This is a genomic window from Zavarzinia aquatilis (assembly GCF_003173035.1).
GTDB classification, from domain to species: domain Bacteria; phylum Pseudomonadota; class Alphaproteobacteria; order Zavarziniales; family Zavarziniaceae; genus Zavarzinia; species Zavarzinia aquatilis.
The window spans coordinates 486,957-504,498 of record NZ_QGLE01000001.1; the positions used below are offsets into that span (position 1 = coordinate 486,957).

Here is a 17,542-nt window from a genome sequence, read left to right on the forward strand (position 1 = left end):
ATCCACCATGGGTCGCGACGGGCGTGCCGGCGCGGCGGTGTTCCAATGCGGGCGTGGTGGAATTGGTAGACACGCCAGATTTAGGTTCTGGTGGCGCAAGTCGTGGGGGTTCAAGTCCCTCCGCCCGCACCAGAGAGATCCCGGAAGAAAGAGCGATGAACGTAACCGAGACCGCCTCCGACGGCCTGAAGCGCGAATTTCTGATCAGCATCGGTGCGGCCGCCATCGACGCCGAAGTGAAGGCGAAGCTGCAGGACCTCTCGACCAAGATCCGTATGCCGGGCTTCCGTCCGGGCAAGGTGCCGATGAGCCTGGTCGCCAAGACCCACGGCGACGCCGCCCTCGGCGAGGTGCTGCAGGAAAAGGTCAACCAGTCGATCCAGTCGACCCTGACCGAGCGCAACCTCCGCCCCGCGACCGAGCCCAAGGTCGAAGTGACCAAGGCCGGCAAGGGCGAAGACCTGGAATTCAAGATCGCCCTTGAAGTCCTGCCGGAATTCGAGCCGGCCGAAGTGAAGGACATCACCCTCGAGAAGCTGGTCACCCCGGTCTCCGACGAGGAAGTCGAGACCATGATGAAGGGCTTCGCCGACCAGCGTAAGAACTTCGTCGCCGAGGAAGGCCGCGTCGCCAAGCATGGCGACCAGCTGACGATCAATTTCGTCGGCCGCGTCGACGGTGAAGTGTTCGAGGGTGGCTCGGCCGACGGCGTCGACCTTGAGCTCGGCTCGGGCCGCTTCATCCCCGGCTTCGAGGAACAGCTCCTCGGCGCCAAGGCGGGCGACATCGTGAAGGTGAACGTGACCTTCCCGGCCGATTACGGCGCGAAGGAACTCGCCGGCAAGGACGCCGTGTTCGACGTCGAGGTGAAGGAAGTGAAGGTCGCCGCCGAAGTGGTGATCGACGACGAATTCGCCAAGGGCTTCGGTCTCGACGATCTCGAGGCGCTGAAGAAGGCCATGCGCGAACAGATCGAGCGTCAGCATGGCGCCCTGAGCCGCCAGCGCCTGAAGCGCGACCTGCTCGACGCGCTGGCCAAGCTGCACGACTTCGCCGTGCCGGAGAGCCTCGTCACCATCGAAATCGAGCAGATCACCCGCCAGCTCTCCGAGGACGGCGAAGCGCCGTCGGACGAGAAGAAGGCGGAACTGGTCGCCGAATACCGCCCGATCGCGGAGCGCCGCGTCCGTCTCGGCCTGCTGCTGGCCGAGGTCGGCCGCCGCAACAACGTCCAGGTGAAGCCCGAGGAAGTGAACCGGGCGATCATGGAAGAAGCCCGCCGCTGGCCCGGCCAGGAGCGTGAGGTGGTCGAGTTCTTCCGCAAGAACGAACAGGCCCAGGCCCAGCTGCGCGCCCCGATCTATGAAGACAAGGTCGTCGACCTGATGATCGAGCTCGCCCAGAAGACCGAGCGCGAAGTCTCCCTCGAGGAGCTGCGCAAGGATCCGGACGAGGAAGCGACCGACTCGGCCGCCGCCTGATCCTTCGGGATTTTCAATGAAAGGCGTCCCGGGCAACCGGGGCGCCTTTTGTGTTTAGCCGTGCAGCCCACCTCTCCCCCCGCAAGCGGGCGGAGAGGGCCGGGGTGAGGTGGGTCAGGCCGCCCGGCGCAATGCCGCCCGCAAGGCCGCGCCCGTCATCGCCGGTCCGCCGGCCTCGCGCGCCCGGATCAGCTCGATCACCCGCGCGTTCACCGGCGCCGTCCGGCCGAGACGCCTGGCGAGGGCGACGACCTCGCCGTTGATGTAATCCACTTCCGTCTTCCGTCTGGCGACGAGATCGTCGGCCATGGAGGAACGGGCGAGGCGGTCGATCTTCGGGGTGCCGCCGCGCCGGCTCAGGCGACGGAACAGCCAGTCGGGCAGGGACAGCATAAACGGCATCCGCGACGGGGGCAGGGGGCCGAGCTGGGCCGGCACGATCCCGGCCGCCGCCATCAACTTCAGGGCCTCGCGCTGGCACAGGGCGAAACAGCGCCGATAGTCGCGGTCGGCGAGTTGGGCTGCGAGCGGCAGGCCCGACAGGGCATTGATCGCATTGTTCAGGTTGATCAGCAGCTTGGCCCAGGCGACCGCCAGCATGTCGCTGTGCAGGTCGAGGGGCAGGCCGGCGGCGGCGAACAGCGGGACGAGGGGGGCCGTCTCCGGCCGGTCCTCGATCGCGATATGGCCGCTGGTGCCCTGATGAACATGGCCGGGCGCCGGCTCCGCCACATTGAAGGGCACCATGCCGGCGATCACCGGATGATCCGCCAGCAGGGCGCGCAGCCGCTCGGGATTGGAGACCCCGTTCTGCAGGCTGACCACGGGCGTGCCGGGCCGGGCATGGGCGGCGATATCGGCGGCCGCGCCCTCGGTCGCCGGGCTCTTCACCGTGAGCAGGATCATGTCCGCGTCGGCGAGGGCGGCGGCTTCGGTCGCGAGGGCGAGTTTGCCGGGAGGGATGACGACCCGCCGCTCGTCGAGGTCGCTCAGGGTCAGGCCCGTCTCGCGCAGCACGTCGATCTGACGCGGACGGCCGATGAAGGTGACGTCGGCACCCGCCGCGGCCAGCCGCCCGCCGACATAACCGCCAATCAGCCCGGCCCCCAGAACGGCGATTCGCATCTTGCTCTCCCTCCACCTGTTTTGCTTTTCGATATCATGCCAAAGGGGGCGAAGGGCGACTGTCCCCTTGTTTACAGTTCGCGCAATCCCACATGAACCTTGCTTTTGCCGCCGTTCAGGGGTAATAGCCGCGCCATTCCACACGTGGGGTCGCGGCTGCGGAGAGGTTCCGCCGTCGCTCCGGTGTTCGGATTTCCGAACGACACCCTGCGGAGGCTCAACCGGAAAAGGTACATACGATGTCCGTTCCTTCGTTCACCATGCGCCAGCTGCTCGAGGCCGGCGTTCACTTCGGCCACCAGACCCACCGCTGGAACCCGCGCATGGCGCCGTTCCTGTTCGGCGTGCGCAACAACGTCCATATCATCGACCTGGGCCAGACGGTGCCGATGCTGCACCGCGCCCTGCAGGCGATTCGCGACGTCGTCGCCGGTGGCGGCCGCGTGCTCTTCGTCGGCACCAAGCGCACCGCGCAGCAGCCGGTCGCCGATGCGGCGGCGCGCTGCGGCCAGTATTACGTGAACCATCGCTGGCTCGGCGGGATGCTGACCAACTGGAAGACCATCTCCCAGTCGATCAAGCGCCTGAAGACCCTCGAGGAGCAGCTTCAGGGCGAGGCCCTCGGCCTCACCAAGAAGGAACAGCTGAACCTGCAGCGCGAGAAGGAAAAGCTGGAACGCGCGCTCGGCGGCATCAAGGAGATGGGTGGCCTGCCGGACATCCTCTTCATCATCGACACCAACAAGGAAGACATCGCCGTCCAGGAAGCCAACAAGCTGGGCATCCCGGTGGTCGCGATCGTCGACTCGAATTCCAATCCGGCCGGCATCACCTATCCGGTGCCGGGCAACGATGACGCCCTGCGCGCCATCACCACCTATTGCGATCTGGTCGCCCGCTCTGTCCTCGACGGCATTCAGGCCGAGTTGACCGCGGCTGGCGTCGACATCGGCGGGATCGAAGACCTCGTCGATATCGAGGCGGAAGAAGCCGCCCTCCAGGCTGCCGAGGCCGACGCCTCGGGCGAGGCGGCCCAGGCGTAACGCCCGGGCCCCATCCCCGATCGCAGAACCGAAGAAAGGTAGATCCCATGGCTGAGGTTTCAGCGGCCCTCGTCAAAGACCTGCGCACCAAGACCGGCGCGGGCATGATGGACTGCAAGAAGGCGCTGGCGGAGAACGGCGGCGACATCGAGCAGGCGATCGACTGGCTGCGCAAGAAGGGCCTGTCGGCCGCCGCCAAGAAGGCCGACCGCGTCGCCGCGGAAGGCCTCGTGGCGGTCGCTTCGGCCGGCGGCGTCGCCGCCGTTGTCGAGGTGAACTCCGAGACCGACTTCGTCGCCCGCAACCCGGCGTTCCAGTCCTTCGTCGCCAATGTGGCGAAGGTCGCGACCGAGGTCGGCACCGACATCGACGCGATCGCCGCCGCGACTTATCCGGGCTCGGAAAAGTCGGTCAAGGAAGAGCTGACCAATCTGATCGCCACCATCGGCGAGAACATGAACCTGCGCCGCGCCGCCGTGATCAACGTGCAGCCGGGCGCGGTCGCCACCTACGTCCACTCGGCCGTCGCGCCGGGCCTCGGCCGTATCGGCGTTCTCGTCGCGCTGGAATCGGAAGCCCCGGCTGACAAGCTGGAAGCCCTTGGCAAGCAGATCGCGATGCATATCGCGGCGACCAACCCGGCGTCGCTCGACGTCGGCTCGCTCGATCAGGCCCTGATCGCCCGCGAGAAGGACGTGCTGAGCGAGCAGGCCCGCGCTTCGGGCAAGCCCGAGAACATCATCGAAAAGATGATCGAAGGCCGCATTCGCAAGTTCTATGAGGAAGTCGTGCTCCTGGAGCAGGTCTTCATCATCGACGGCGAGACCAAGGTCGGCAAGGCGGTCGAGGCTCTGGCCAAGGAAACCGGCAAGCCGGTGAAGGTGATCGGCTTCGTGCGTTTCGCCCTCGGCGAAGGCATCGAGAAGCAGGCGAGCGACTTCGCCGCCGAAGTGGCCGCGCAGGCCGGCCGCTGATCGCGCGAACATCGAGGCCCGGCGCTTCGCGCGCCGGGCCTTTTTTGTGCCCGCGCGCTAAATTCGTCCCGTGCAGCCGTCATCGTTGGCCGGCTGCCGCCCAAGTGTTATACCCCGTGACCAGCCCGGCCGACCGGCGGGGCCGGAAGCGCCTGTGCCTGGATTGATGCCCATGACCGCCGTGCCGAAATTCCGCCGCATCCTGCTCAAAGTATCGGGCGAGGCCCTGATGGGATCGCAGGCTTATGGCATTGACCACGTCACGGTCGACCGCATCGCCGCGGATATCCGGGGGGTCTACGATCTCGGGATCGAGGTCTGCCTGGTGATCGGCGGCGGCAATATCTTCCGCGGTGTCTCCAAGGCGGCGAGCGGGATGGAGCGGGCGACGGCCGACTACATGGGGATGCTGGCGACGGTGATGAATGCCCTTGCGCTGCAGAACTCTCTGGAAAAGCAGGGGCTGCAGACCCGCGTCATCTCGGCCATTCCGATGACTTCGGTGTGCGAGCCCTATATCCGCCGCCGGGCGATCCGCCACATGGAAAAGGGCCGGGTGGTGATCTTCGCCGCCGGCACCGGCAATCCCTTCTTCACGACCGATACCGCCGCCACCCTGCGCGCTGCCGAAATGGGCTGCGACGTCATGCTGAAGGGCACGCAGGTCGACGGCGTCTATTCGGCCGATCCGAAAAAGGATCCGACGGCGACCCGCTTCGATGAACTGACCTATCACGATGTGCTGGCCCAGGATCTGCGGGTGATGGACGGTTCCGCCATCGCGCTGGCGCGCGACAGCCGCATTCCCATTCTGGTCTTCAACCTTGCCGAACCCGTGGCCTCCGTCCTGCGGGGCGAGGTCAAGTCCACCATCATCAGGGAAGGGGAGTAACGCCTTGTCCGACGAGCCCGATCTCGATTCGATCGAGAGGCGCATGAACGGCGCCGTCGAAAGCCTGCGTCACGAATTCGCCGGTCTTCGCACCGGCCGGGCTTCGCCCAGCCTGCTCGATCCGATCACGGTCGAGGTTTACGGCGCGACCATGCCGATCAACCAGGTCGGTTCGATCTCGGTGCCGGAGCCGCGCATGTTGTCGGTTTCGGTCTGGGACCGCGGTTCGGTCAGCGCGGTGGAAAAGGCGATCCGCAATTCCGGCCTTGGCGTCAACCCGGTGGTCGACGGCACCCTGATCCGCATTCCGATCCCCGAGCTGAACCAGGAGCGCCGTCAGGAGATGGTGAAGCTGGGCCACAAATATGCCGAACAGGCCCGTGTCGCCGTGCGCAACGTGCGCCGCGACGGCATGGACCAGCTGAAGAAGCTGGAAAAGGACGGCAAGATTTCCGAGGACGATCAGAAGATCTACGCCGACGAGGTCCAGTCCCTGACCGACAAGGCCATCGCGGTGATCGACGCCACGCTGGTCTCGAAGGAAAAGGAAATCCTGCAGGTCTGAGGGTGACGATCCTGGGCCAGGGAGCGACGATGAACCAGCTGGTGGAGGCCAAGCAGACCGCCGTGCCCCGTCATGTCGCCGTGATCATGGATGGCAACGGGCGCTGGGCCAAGGCACGGCACCTGCCGCGCATCGCCGGCCACAAGCGCGGCGCCGACGCCGTGCGCCGCGTCGTCGAGGCCGCCTGGGACTTTGGTGTCGACTATCTCACGCTCTATGCCTTTTCTTCCGAAAACTGGAAGCGGCCCGAGGAAGAGGTCGGCGGCCTGATGTCGCTGCTGCGTCTTTATCTGCGCAGCGAACTCGACGAGTTGGACCGCAACGGCGTTCGTGTCCGCGTCATCGGCGACCGCGGACGTCTGCCGCCGGATATCCGGACCCTGATCGCCGAGGCCGAGGCCCGAACCGTCGCCAACAGCCGGCTGACCCTCATCCTCGCCGTATCCTATGGCGGGCAGGGCGAGATCGTGCAGGCGGCCCGCCGTCTCGCCGAAGAGGTGGCCGCGGGCCGCCTGAAGCCCGAGGACATCGACGAGAGCCGCTTCGCCATCAATCTCGAGACCGCGGGCATTCCCGATCCCGATCTGGTCATCCGCACCTCGGGCGAGCAGCGACTGTCGAATTTCCTGCTGTGGCAGGCGGCATATGCCGAATTCGTGTTCACGGATACGCTGTGGCCCGATTTCGGCCGGGACGAATTCGCCGCGGCTCTGCGCGAATTCCAGTCCCGGGATCGCCGTTTCGGTGCCAACAAGGAATGACGACACCGACCAAGCCCGAACGCGGCAGCGGCGCGCCGGGCAGCGATATCTGGGTCAGACTGGCTTCGGGCGTGGTGCTGGCCGTGGTCGGCCTCGCCGCCGTGCACGCGGGCGGGATGTGGTTCCTTGCCCTGGTCGGCGTCGTCGGCCTGCTGCTGATCCACGAATGGAACAGCATCACGATACGCGGCGGCCATGGCGCGATGGCGGCGCTGCACGCGGCCTGTTTCCTCGGCGCCGGGGCGGCGGGAGTGGCTGGCCGGTTCGACCTTTCGCTGTGGCTCGTCCTGGCGGGCGTGCCGGCTTCCGCGCTGCTGGCGCGAGGTCTGGGCAAATCGGTGCTGTGGCCGGCGCTGGGCCTGCCCTATGTGGCGCTGCCCTGCCTTGCCATGATCTGGCTGCGTTTCGATGCGACGTTGGGCACCGCTCAGGTCTATTGGCTGCTGGCGACGATCTGGGCGACGGATACCGGGGCCTATGCCGCCGGTCGCAGCATCGGCGGGCCTAAACTGGCGCCGTGCATCAGCCCCAAGAAGACATGGGCCGGGTTGATCGGCGGTATGGCGGCGGCAATGGCGGTCGGCGGCGCGACGGCGGCCGCGGTCGGTCTGCCCCATCCGCTCGGTCTTGCCCTTGTCAGCGGCGTGGTCGGCGGCTGGAGCCAGGTCGGCGATCTTAGCGAGAGCGCGATGAAGAGACATTTCGGGGTCAAGGACTCCAGCAACCTCATTCCGGGCCACGGTGGTTTCCTCGACCGGCTCGACGGTTTGCTGTTCGCGGCGCCGGTCGCCGCGGCGGCGATCGGCTTCGGATGGTTGTGATGACCGAGGGCAAGCGGCGGCTGACCGTGCTCGGCTCGACCGGTTCGGTCGGCACCAGCACACTCGATCTCGTTGGCCGCAATCCCGACCGATTCGAGATTGCCGCGCTTGTCGCGCACCGCCGGCTCGATGTGCTGATCGAGCAGGCGCGGCGCTTCCGCCCGGCCTTGGTCGTCAGCGCCGATCCCGCCGCCCTGCCGGTGCTGCGGGATGCCCTCTCGGACCTCGGGATCGCGGTCGGGGCGGGGCAGGCCGCCGTGAACGAAGCCGCCGCCATGCCGAGCGACCTCGTGATGGCGGCCATCGTCGGCGCGGCGGGTCTCGCCCCGACGATGGAAGCTGTGCGCCGGGGCGCCGTCGTCGCCCTCGCCAACAAGGAATCGCTGGTCTGCGCGGGCGAACTGGTCACCGCTGCCGTCGCCATGCATGGCGCCACGCTGCTGCCGGTCGATTCCGAGCACAATGCGATTTTCCAGGTCTTCGATCCGGCCCGGCGCCACCGCATTTCGCGCCTGATCCTGACCGCGTCCGGCGGGCCGTTCCGCTCGGCCGATCAGGACGCGATGGCGCGCGCGACCCCGGCCGAGGCGGTCGCCCATCCCAACTGGTCGATGGGGGCGAAGATTTCCGTCGATTCGGCGACCATGATGAACAAGGGTCTGGAGCTGATCGAAGCCCACCACCTGTTCGCCATGCCCGAGGAGCGGATCGACATCCTGGTTCATCCCCAGTCGGTCATTCACAGTCTGGTCGAATATGTCGATGGCTCGGTGCTGGCGCAGCTCGGCTCGCCCGACATGCGGGTGCCCATCGCCCATGCCCTGGCCTGGCCGGACCGCATGGAAACGCCGGTCGCCCGGCTCGACCTCGCGGCCATCGCCCGCCTGACCTTCGAGCCGCCCGATCCGCAGCGGTTCCCGGCACTGCGGCTGGCCCGCCACGCCTTGAAATGCGGCGGGGCCGCGCCTACAATTCTTAACGCCGCCAACGAAATCGCGGTCGCCGCTTTCTTGAGCCGGCGCATCGGCTTTCTCGACATCGCGGCCGTGGTGGAACAGGTCATCGCCGATTGCGCGGGCAATTTCGGCGCCGGTTGTCTGGACGAAGTCATGGCGGCCGATCAGGCCGCGCGGGTCAGGGCGGAAGCAGTCGTTCTCCGCCGGGCGTCATAAAAATCGGGAAGCCGGCGCGGTTCACGGGCCGCGCATGAGGAAAGGCATCAGTCCTTGGGCGAGATCATCGGCGGCATCGGCTCGTCGCTTCACACCATCGTCTTCTTCGTCATCGCCATCTCGGTCCTGGTTTCGGTCCATGAGTTCGGCCACTTCTGGGTCGCGCGGCGCTGCGGCGTGAAGGTCGAGGTGTTCTCCATCGGCTTCGGGCGCGAACTCTTCGGCTGGACCGACCGGCGGGGCACGCGCTGGCGGGTTTCGGCCCTGCCGCTCGGTGGCTATGTCCGCTTCTTCGGCGACGCCGACGCGACCTCGGCGCTGCCCGACGGCACCATCTGCATGACCGATGCCGAGCGGCAGGTGAGCTATCAGGGGCAGAGCGTGGCCAAACGATCGGCCATTGCCGCCGCCGGCCCCATCGCCAATTTCCTGCTGGCCATCGCGCTGTTCTTTGGCCTGTTCATCACCCTGGGCCAGCCTTTCACCGCGCCCGTCGTGGACACGGTGTCGCCCGGCAGCGCCGCCGAGGCTGCGGGCCTGCGTCAGGGTGACCGTTTCCTTGCCGTCGACGGCCGCTCGGTCGAAAGTTTCGAGGACCTGCGCCTCTACATGCGGCTCAATCAGGGCACGCCCGTCAGCGTCGAGATCGAGCGCGACGGCAAGCCGCTGACCGTCGAGGTGACGCCGACCGTGACCGAGATCGACGACGGCCAGGGCGGCAAGCAGAAGATCGGCCTGCTCGGCGTCGCGCCGGCCGGGGTCGAGTTCAAGGAACGCGGCTTCTTCGACTCGATCTGGTATGCGACGCGGGAAGTCGGGACGGTGGTCCATGTCACCGCGACCGCGGTCGGCCAGATGATCGGCGGCACGCGGGGCACCGAGGAGCTGGGCGGCCCGTTGCGAATCGCCGACATGTCGGGTCGCATGGCACGGGCCGGACTCGAGAATTTCATCTGGTTGATCGCCGCACTTTCGGTAAACCTCGGTTTGTTCAATCTTTTGCCGGTACCGATGCTGGACGGCGGACACTTGTTGTTCTATGCGTTTGAAGCCATGCGCGGACGGCCGCTGGGCGAACGGATTCAGGAATTCGGTTTCCGCATCGGTCTTGCCATGGTGCTGACGTTGATGGTGTTCGCGACCTGGAACGATCTCGTCCAGCTTCGGGTCGTTGATTTCATCAGCCGGCTATTCACCTGATCGGCGGCGGCAGAGGGAGTTCTGGGGTGTCCTCAATGTTGCGCGTTGCGCGTCGGCTCGTCGGGCCAGCATCTCTGGCCGTTGGTCTTGCGGCGGCGCCTGTCGCTTTCGCCCAGGTCGGATCCACGGCGGCCGAATCCGCCGCGCCGCTCGTCTCGGCCGTCCGGGTCGAAGGCAACCAGCGTGTCGAGCCGGAGACGGTGGCCTCCTACATGACGATTCGGGCGGGTGACCGGTTCGATCCTTCCAAGGTCGACGAGTCGCTGAAGGCGCTCTATGCCACCGGCCTGTTCGGGGACGTGCAGATCCGTGCCGAAGGCAACGATCTGGTCGTGACCGTGGCCGAGAACCCGATCATCAACCGCGTCGTGCTCGAGGGGAACAGCAAGCTCTCCGAAGATCAGCTGACCAAAGAACTGCAGGTCAAGCCGCGCGCCATCTTCACCCGTTCGAAGGTGCAATCGGACGTGCAGCGTATGCTCGAGCTTTATCGTCGCGCGGGCCGTTTCGCCGCGACGATCGAGCCCAAGATCGTGCAGCTGCCGCAGAACCGCGTCGATCTCGTGTTCGAGATCAAGGAAGGCCCGAACACCGGCGTGGAGCGCATCAGCTTCATCGGCAACAAGGCCTTCTCCGACGGCGATCTGCGCGAGGAAATCGCGACGCGCGAATCGCGCTGGTATCGCTTCTTCTCGTCGGAAGACAATTACGACCCCGATCGCATGACCTACGACCGGGAACTGCTGCGTAAGTTCTATCTGATCAATGGCTATGCCGACTTCCGCGTGCTGTCGTCGGTCGCCGATCTGACGCCGGAGCGTGACGCCTTCTTCATCACCTTCACGGTCGATGAAGGCCCGATCTACAAATTCGGCCCGATCGACATCGAAAGTCGCATCCGCGATCTCGTCCCCGACGAGCTGCGCGCCAGCCTGCTGCCGGTTGAGGGCGAGACCTATAACGCCGAGCTGATCGAGAAGACGATCGACAAGCTGACGGATGCCGCCGGCAATCTCGGCTATGCCTTCGTCGACATTCGCCCCGTGCTGAAGCGTGACCGCGAGACCCAGACGGTCTCCATCACCTTCCAGATCAACGAAGCACCGCGCGTCTATGTCGAGCGGATCAACATCACCGGCAACGTCCGCACCCTCGACGAGGTGATCCGCCGCGAATTCCGCCTGTCGGAAGGCGATGCCTTCAACACGGCGAAGAAGGAGCGGTCGCGTCAGCGTCTGCAGGCCCTCGGCTTCTTCGACAAGGTCGACGTCACCCAGGTCCAGGGCTCGTCGCCCGACCGCACGGTGATGAATGTCGACGTGCAGGAGAAATCGACCGGCGAATTGCAGATCGGTGCGGGCTTCTCGTCGTCCGAGGGTGTCGTCGGCGAGGTGTCGGTGCGCGAGCGCAATCTGCTCGGTCGCGGCCAGGACATCCGCATTTCGGCCAGCGTGTCGCAGAAACGCACCCAGTTCGACTTCGGCTTTACCGAGCCTTACTTCCTCGGCCGCAACGTCGCCGCCGGCATCGACCTGTTCAACATCAACCGCGATTACCAGGACGAGGCGCAATACGACCTTGAGCGCAGCGGCTTTGCTCTGCGCGCCGGCTTCAGCCTGTCCGAATATCTGCGCATGACGACGCGCTACACGCTGCGTCTCGACAACATCACCAACGTGGGCCAATACGCCTCGACCTCGGTCAAGGAAGCCGGCGACCGGGGCGAGACCCTGACCTCCATGGTCGGTTACGTCCTGTCCTATGACCGGCGCGACCGGCCGCAGCGCCCGACCGACGGCTACTACCTGTTCCTCGGTCAGGATTTCGCGGGTCTGGGCGGTGATGTCACCTACATCCGGACGACGGCGGGCGCCAATTTCTACTACCCGATCACGGATTCGGTCGTCGCCTCGCTGTCGGGCGAGGGTGGTTATATCCATGGCCTTGGCCAGGACATTTACCTGAACGACCGTTTCGACGTCGGCGGTCAGAATTTCCGCGGCTTCGAGGATGCCGGTATCGGCCCGCGCGACGCGAACACGACCGACTCCCTCGGCGGCAATATCTATGCCATCGGCACGGCCGAGGTCAGCTTCCCGGTTGGCCTGCCCGAGGAATACGGCATCCGCGCCAGCGTATTCACCGACTTCGGCACGCTGTTCGAGGTGGACGCGACCAGCGCCACCAGCGTGCTGGACGATTCGTCTCTGCGCCTGTCGGCCGGCTTCGGCATTTCCTGGGATTCGCCCTTCGGTCCGATCCGGGTCGACTTCGCGCAGGCGCTGCTCAAGGAAAGCTACGACAAGACCCAGGTCTTCCGTTTCAGCTTCGGGACCAAGTTCTGATCATGAAAAAGACGCTCAAGGCCGTTCTGGCCGCTGTCACCCTGTCTCTCGGCGCCGGCCTCGGTGCGGCGGCGTTCGTGTCGCCGGCTTCGGCGGAAGGCTTTCCGCAGGCGGCGCCGCTGATCGTCGATTATCAGCGGCTGCAGACCCAGTCCAAGGCCGCGCAGGATGTGCGCCGTCAGATCCAGGCCGTGCAGACCAAGTTCCAGGCTTCGGTGGACAAGGACCTGCAGGCCCTGCGTGACGAGGAAAAGAAGCTGCGCGACGCCGCGCCGAAGCTCTCGCAAGCCGAGCGAGACAAGCGCCAGAAGGCCTTCGAGGACAAGGTGGCCGAAGCCCAGCGCCGGGCCCAGGCGATCAACAAGGCGATTTCGGAGGCGGTCGACAACGCTGGCGGCAAGGTGCGCGACGCGCTCGAGCCGATCTTCGCCGAGTTGATGACCGCGCGCGGCGCCAATGTCCTGCTTGGCACCAATGAAGTCATCTATTTCGACCCCAAGCTCGAGATCACCACGGAAGTTCTGGCCGCGCTGGATGCCAAGCTGCCCTCGATCAAGGTCGAAGTCGCGCCTGTGAAATGACCATGGCCGAGGCTCGCTTTTTCGTAGCGAGGGGGCCGTTCAATCTGGCGACCGTGGCGGAAATCGCTGGCGCGACCCTAGCCGAGGATGCAGATCCCGGCCAGGTGTTCACCGGCGCCGCGCCGCTTGAATTCGCCGGTGCAGATCACATCAGCTTCCTCGGACATGCCCGACATGCGTCGACACTGGCGAAAACGGCCGCCGGCGCGGTGATCCTGCGCGAGGAACACGCCCACAAGGCGCCCCACGGCGTCGCCCTTCTTTATTCCCGGCAACCCGCCGTCGCCTATGCCAGGGTGGCGCAGTTGTTCCATCCGAGACGGGAAGCCCGGTCCGGCATCGACGTGACGGCCCGGATAGGCAAGGACGCGCAACTGGGGGAGGGGTGCGAAATCGGGCCCGGCGCCATCGTCGGCGCGGGAGCGCGATTGGGCCGCCGTGTCATCCTGGATGCCCATGCCGTGATTGGTGAGAATGTCGTGCTGGGCGACGACGTTCACGTCGGCCCCCTGTCGAGCGTGCAATGCGCGATCATCGGGGCGCGCACCACTTTGCTCGGGGGCGTGCGCATCGGCGAGCCGGGCTTCGGCTTCGTGCCCAATCCGCCTGCTGGTCACCTGCGCATTCCGCAGATTGGCAGCGTCGTCATCGGCTGCGATGTCGAGATCGGCGCCAACAGCTGCATCGACCGCGGGGTCTATGGCGATACGGTGATTGGCGATGGCACGATCATCGACAACCTCGTGCAGATCGGTCACAACGTGAAGATGGGCCGGGGCTGCGTGCTGGCGGCCCATGTCGGCATTTCCGGGTCCTGCATTATCGGCGATTTCGTCGCTTTCGGTGGCGAGGCCGGCGTCGCCGACCATGTCACCATCGGTACCGGCGCGCAGATTTCGGGCAAGGCCGGGGTCATTCGCGACGTTCCGCCGGGTGTCACCGTCGGGGGCACGCCGGCCGTGCCCATCAAACAATGGTTCCGCGAGGTGGCGACCCTGTCGCGCCTCGCCCAGCACAAGGGGGATGACAATGTCTGAGGCCGGCGAGACCAGCGGGGCGACGCTCCAGGCCGTCGACATCGCGCGGATCATGCAGATGATCCCGCATCGCTATCCCATGCTGCTGGTCGATCGCGTGGTCGACCTGATCGGCGGGGAAAGCGCGACCGGTATCAAGAATGTGACGATCAACGAGCCGTTCTTCCAGGGCCATTTCCCGTCCTATCCGGTCATGCCCGGGGTTCTGATCGTCGAAGCCATGGCGCAATGCGCCGGCATCACCGTGATCCAGGGGCTGGGCGAGGCGGCGGAAGGTCGTCTTGTCTACTTCATGTCGATCGAGGACTGCCGGTTCCGGAAGCCGGTACAGCCGGGCGACCAGATGCGCATCCATGTCCAGAAGGTGCGTCACCGCGCCAATGTCTGGAAGTTCAGCGGCACCGCCAAGGTCGACGGCACCCTCGTCGCCGAAGCCACGGTCACCGCCATGATCCTCGACCGCTAAGGAGCCGGTTTTGTCCACCATCCATGCCAGTGCCATCGTCGATCCGGCCGCGAAGATCGGCGAGGGGGTCGAGATCGGCCCGTTCTGCATCGTCGGTCCCCAGGTCGAGCTGGCCGACGGTGTCGTGCTGAAGGGCCATGTCGTCATTTCGGGCAATACCCGCATCGGCGCCGGCACGCAGGTGTTTCCCTTCGCCGTGATCGGCGCGCCGCCGCAGACCCTGAAGCCGATCGGTGACGACACGCGCATCGTCATCGGCGAGAATTCGATGATCCGCGAGCACGCGACCATCCACCCGGGCACGGTGGGCGGCGGCGGTCTGACCTCCGTCGGCAACAACTGCCTGCTGATGGTCAGCAGCCACGTCGGTCACGACTGCCATGTCGGCAACAACGTGGTGATGGCCAATAACGGCACGCTGGGCGGTCATGTGACGCTGGGCGATTTCGTCTATATCGGCGGTCTGTCGGCGATCCACCAGAATGTCCGCATTGGCGCCCACGCCATGATCGGCGGCATGTCGGGTGTCGAGCAGGATGTCATCCCCTATGGCTCGGTCATGGGCAATCGCGCCTTCCTCGCCGGGCTCAATATCATCGGCCTGAAGCGCCGGGGCTTCAGCCGCGACCAGATCCACGGTCTGCGCCGTGCTTATCGCCTGCTCTTCGCCGACGAGGGCACGCTGGCCGAGCGCCTTGCCGATGTCGCCGAGGAATTCGGTGACAGCGACGTGGTCATGGATGTGGTCGCCTTCATGCAGGCCGATTCCGCGCGCTCCTTCGTGTTGCCGCGCGCCGATCGTGGCGGCGCCTGAGGCGGTCGCCGGCCGGGCCGTCAGGCTCGGCATCGTCGCCGGGGGCGGCGACCTGCCGGTGCGTCTGGTCGCGGCCTGCCAGCGTCAGGGGCGCCCGGTCACGGTGGTTGGCCTGACCGGCTCCGCCGCGCCGCGCCCGGATGAAGGCATTGCCGATGGCTGGGCCTCGATCGGCGAGGTCGGCAAGATTCTCGCCCTGCTGCGCGCGGCGGGATGCGGCGAGGTCGTCATGGCCGGCAATGTCGCCCGGCCTGACTTCGCCACCCTCCGCCTCGACTGGAAGGGTATCCGGCTGTTGCCCCGGGTGGTCGCTGCCGCCCGCAAGGGCGACGACAATCTGCTGAAATGCCTGGTCGAGGTTTTCGAGGAAGAGGGCTTCCGCGTGACCGGCGCGGATCAGGTGCTGGACGATCATCTGATGCCGGCGGGGCCGCTCGGCCGTCTCGGCCTGACGGCGGAGGTCACGGCTGACCTCGAGCGCGCGATCGAGGTCGTGGAGGCGCTGGGCCGGGTCGATGTCGGGCAGGGGGCTGTGGTCGCTGACGGCGACGTCTTGGCGATTGAGGCGAAGGAAGGTACCGACCGGATGCTGGCCCGCGTCGCCGAGCTTCGCGCCGGTTGGGAGCGGCGCGCCGGTCTGCTCCTGAAACTGCCGAAGCATCAGCAGGAACGGCGGGTCGACATGCCGGTCATCGGTATCGCCACGGTCGAAGGCGCCGCCGCCGCTGGGCTGGCCGGTATCGTCGCCGCGGCGGGGGCCACGCTGGTCATGGACAGGGCCGGAGTCGCCGCGCGGGCGGATGCCCTCGGGCTTTTCGTCGTGGGGATTTCACGGTGACGGACAAGGTCAATCTGCCGGGGGTTAACCCCTTGCATGTCTTCATCATCGCGGGGGAGCCCTCGGGCGATGCCCTGGGCGCGCGGCTGATGGCCGCGCTGAAGCGCGAGGTGGGCCGGCCGGTGCGTTTTTCCGGTGTCGGCGGGCCGTTGATGGCGGCGGAGGGACTGGAGAGTCAGTTTCCCATGGGCGAGTTGACCCTGCTCGGCGTCATGGAAGTCCTGCCCAAGGCGGCGCATGTGCTGCGCCGGGTGCGGGAAGTCGCCGCGCGCATCCTCGAGACCCGGCCCGACGTCGTCGTGACCGTCGATGCGCCGGCCTTTTCCTTCCGGGTCGGCAAGAAGATCAGGGGCCATGGCCTGTGCCACATCCATTATGTGGCGCCTACGGTCTGGGCCTGGCGGCCGCGGCGGGCGAAGATGGTGGCGGGCTTCCTGTCCCATCTTCTGGTGCTGTTCCCGTTCGAGCCGCCTTATTTCGAGGTCCATGGCCTCGGCACCACCTTCGTCGGCCATTCGGTGGTCGAAGGCGCGGCGGACGCAGCGGAGATGAAGGCGGCGGGGCAGGCCCTGCTGGCCCGCCTCGGGATCGCGCCGGATCGCCCCGTATTGGTCGTGCTGCCCGGCAGCCGGTCGAGCGAGGTGCGCCGCCTGGCGCCCGTGTTCGGCGAGACGCTGGCCTTGCTGAAGGCGAGACTGCCGGAACTTGCCGTACTCGTGCCGACGGTGCCCAACGTCAGCCGGCTGGTGCGGGAGATGACGGCGGACTGGCCCGTCACGCCCCATATCCTCGAGGCGGCGGCGGACAAGCTGCCGGCCATGGCCATCGGCCGCGCCGCGCTCGCCGCTTCGGGCACGGTCGCGCTCGAACTCGCGCTGACCGAGACGCCGATGGCCATCGCCTATCGGACCAGCCCGCTGTCGGCCATGGTGTTCCGCATCATGGCGAAGCTGCGTTTCGCCAATCTGATCAACATCATGGAGGACCGGGCGGTGGTGCCCGAATTCCTGCAGGATCAGTGCACGGCGGACAATCTCGCGGCGTCCATCGAGACGTTGATGACCGACGAGAAGGCGCGTGCGCTGCAGATCGAAGCGATGCAGCGGGTGATGACCGCGCTTGGCCGGGGCGGCCCGGCGCCCTCGACCCGGGCGGCCCGGGCCATCGTCGAGATCGAGGCGGCCCAAAGGCCGGCCGTCAGAACAGCCTGATAATTTCCCAGACCGCGAAGCCGGCGGCCACCCAGGGCAGCGCCAGCATGACGCCCCGCGCGATACGCTTGCGCAAGGGGGCGATATTGTCGTTGGCCGGCCGCTCCAGCCGGACCCAGCGCGGCGCCGAGCCCGGCGGAACGAGGCCGGCGCCCGGCGAGCGTCCGCGGGCGCCGGAGCGCCGCGGAGTTTCGCCGGACACCTTCTGGTCCATAT

18 protein-coding genes and 1 tRNA gene are annotated in these 17,542 nt (G+C 66.6%); 17 read left to right on the top strand and 2 right to left on the bottom strand.

Annotated features, from left to right (window positions below; genetic code table 11):
• Positions 1–47: 47 nt before the first annotated feature.
• Positions 48–132 (top strand) — tRNA-Leu (locus DKG74_RS02365).
• Between the two features lie 23 nt (positions 133–155).
• Positions 156–1,481 carry a trigger factor gene (gene tig / locus DKG74_RS02370; protein WP_109902185.1) on the top strand — a complete coding sequence of 442 codons (1,326 nt, stop codon included), beginning with the start codon at positions 156–158 and terminating at the stop codon, positions 1,479–1,481.
• 114 nt (positions 1,482–1,595) lie between these two features.
• Here tig and DKG74_RS02375 read toward each other — a convergent pair whose 3' ends face one another.
• Positions 1,596–2,606, bottom strand: coding sequence for a 2-dehydropantoate 2-reductase (locus DKG74_RS02375; protein WP_109902187.1), 1,011 nt, complete (start codon positions 2,604–2,606; stop codon positions 1,596–1,598).
• 239 nt (positions 2,607–2,845) lie between these two features.
• Here DKG74_RS02375 and rpsB point away from each other — a divergent pair, with 239 nt between their 5' ends.
• From rpsB to lpxB, 15 genes are all read left to right on the top strand, one after another.
• The gene (gene rpsB, locus DKG74_RS02380; protein ID WP_109902189.1) at positions 2,846–3,649 is read left to right on the top strand and encodes a 30S ribosomal protein S2; all 804 of its coding nucleotides are present in this window, start codon (positions 2,846–2,848) and stop codon (positions 3,647–3,649) included.
• 47 nt (positions 3,650–3,696) lie between these two features.
• Entirely contained in the window at positions 3,697–4,623 is a 927-nt protein-coding gene (gene tsf, locus DKG74_RS02385) for a translation elongation factor Ts (RefSeq protein ID WP_109902191.1), read from the top strand.
• Positions 4,624–4,795: 172 nt separating this feature from the next.
• Entirely contained in the window at positions 4,796–5,515 is a 720-nt protein-coding gene (gene pyrH, locus DKG74_RS02390) for a UMP kinase (protein WP_109902193.1), read from the top strand.
• A gap of 43 nt (positions 5,516–5,558) precedes the next feature.
• On the top strand, positions 5,559–6,080 hold the full coding sequence (gene frr, locus DKG74_RS02395; protein ID WP_207779222.1) for a ribosome recycling factor: 522 nt from the start codon (positions 5,559–5,561) through the stop codon (positions 6,078–6,080).
• A gap of 29 nt (positions 6,081–6,109) precedes the next feature.
• Complete coding sequence (locus tag DKG74_RS02400) at positions 6,110–6,841, top strand: isoprenyl transferase (protein ID WP_109902647.1); 732 nt, start codon at positions 6,110–6,112, stop codon at positions 6,839–6,841.
• Positions 6,838–7,662, top strand: coding sequence for a phosphatidate cytidylyltransferase (locus DKG74_RS02405; RefSeq protein ID WP_109902197.1), 825 nt, complete (start codon positions 6,838–6,840; stop codon positions 7,660–7,662). The genes DKG74_RS02400 and DKG74_RS02405 overlap by 4 nt, the downstream gene beginning before the upstream one ends.
• Positions 7,653–8,834, top strand: a complete 1,182-nt coding sequence (locus tag DKG74_RS02410; protein WP_109902199.1) for a 1-deoxy-D-xylulose-5-phosphate reductoisomerase — start codon at positions 7,653–7,655, stop codon at positions 8,832–8,834. Before DKG74_RS02405 ends, DKG74_RS02410 begins: the two co-directional genes overlap by 10 nt.
• A 54-nt stretch (positions 8,835–8,888) precedes the next feature.
• Positions 8,889–10,034 carry an RIP metalloprotease RseP gene (rseP, locus tag DKG74_RS02415; RefSeq protein ID WP_243403994.1) on the top strand — a complete coding sequence of 382 codons (1,146 nt, stop codon included), beginning with the start codon at positions 8,889–8,891 and terminating at the stop codon, positions 10,032–10,034.
• A 35-nt stretch (positions 10,035–10,069) separates the two neighbouring features.
• Positions 10,070–12,379, top strand: coding sequence for an outer membrane protein assembly factor BamA (bamA, locus tag DKG74_RS02420; protein ID WP_109902201.1), 2,310 nt, complete (start codon positions 10,070–10,072; stop codon positions 12,377–12,379).
• A gap of 2 nt (positions 12,380–12,381) precedes the next feature.
• Positions 12,382–12,960 (top strand): OmpH/Skp family outer membrane protein, encoded by a 579-nt coding sequence (locus DKG74_RS02425; RefSeq protein ID WP_109902203.1) that lies wholly within the window; start codon positions 12,382–12,384, stop codon positions 12,958–12,960.
• A 2-nt stretch (positions 12,961–12,962) separates the two neighbouring features.
• Positions 12,963–13,997: a UDP-3-O-(3-hydroxymyristoyl)glucosamine N-acyltransferase gene (gene lpxD / locus DKG74_RS02430; RefSeq protein WP_109902205.1), complete on the top strand. Its 1,035-nt coding sequence runs from the start codon at positions 12,963–12,965 to the stop codon at positions 13,995–13,997.
• Positions 13,990–14,463, top strand: a complete 474-nt coding sequence (gene fabZ / locus DKG74_RS02435; RefSeq protein WP_243403995.1) for a 3-hydroxyacyl-ACP dehydratase FabZ — start codon at positions 13,990–13,992, stop codon at positions 14,461–14,463. The genes lpxD and fabZ overlap by 8 nt, the downstream gene beginning before the upstream one ends.
• Before the next feature lie 10 nt (positions 14,464–14,473).
• Positions 14,474–15,277 carry an acyl-ACP--UDP-N-acetylglucosamine O-acyltransferase gene (gene lpxA / locus DKG74_RS02440; protein ID WP_109902209.1) on the top strand — a complete coding sequence of 268 codons (804 nt, stop codon included), beginning with the start codon at positions 14,474–14,476 and terminating at the stop codon, positions 15,275–15,277.
• Positions 15,264–16,115, top strand: a complete 852-nt coding sequence (locus tag DKG74_RS02445; protein WP_243403996.1) for an LpxI family protein — start codon at positions 15,264–15,266, stop codon at positions 16,113–16,115. The genes lpxA and DKG74_RS02445 overlap by 14 nt, the downstream gene beginning before the upstream one ends.
• On the top strand, positions 16,112–17,326 hold the full coding sequence (gene lpxB, locus DKG74_RS02450; protein WP_243403997.1) for a lipid-A-disaccharide synthase: 1,215 nt from the start codon (positions 16,112–16,114) through the stop codon (positions 17,324–17,326). The genes DKG74_RS02445 and lpxB overlap by 4 nt, the downstream gene beginning before the upstream one ends.
• Here the strand turns inward: lpxB and DKG74_RS02455 are convergent.
• A complete protein-coding gene (locus DKG74_RS02455; RefSeq protein WP_133251473.1) occupies positions 17,313–17,528 on the bottom strand; it encodes a hypothetical protein in 216 nt (71 codons plus the stop codon). The genes lpxB and DKG74_RS02455 overlap by 14 nt on opposite strands.
• Positions 17,529–17,542 lie beyond the last annotated feature (14 nt).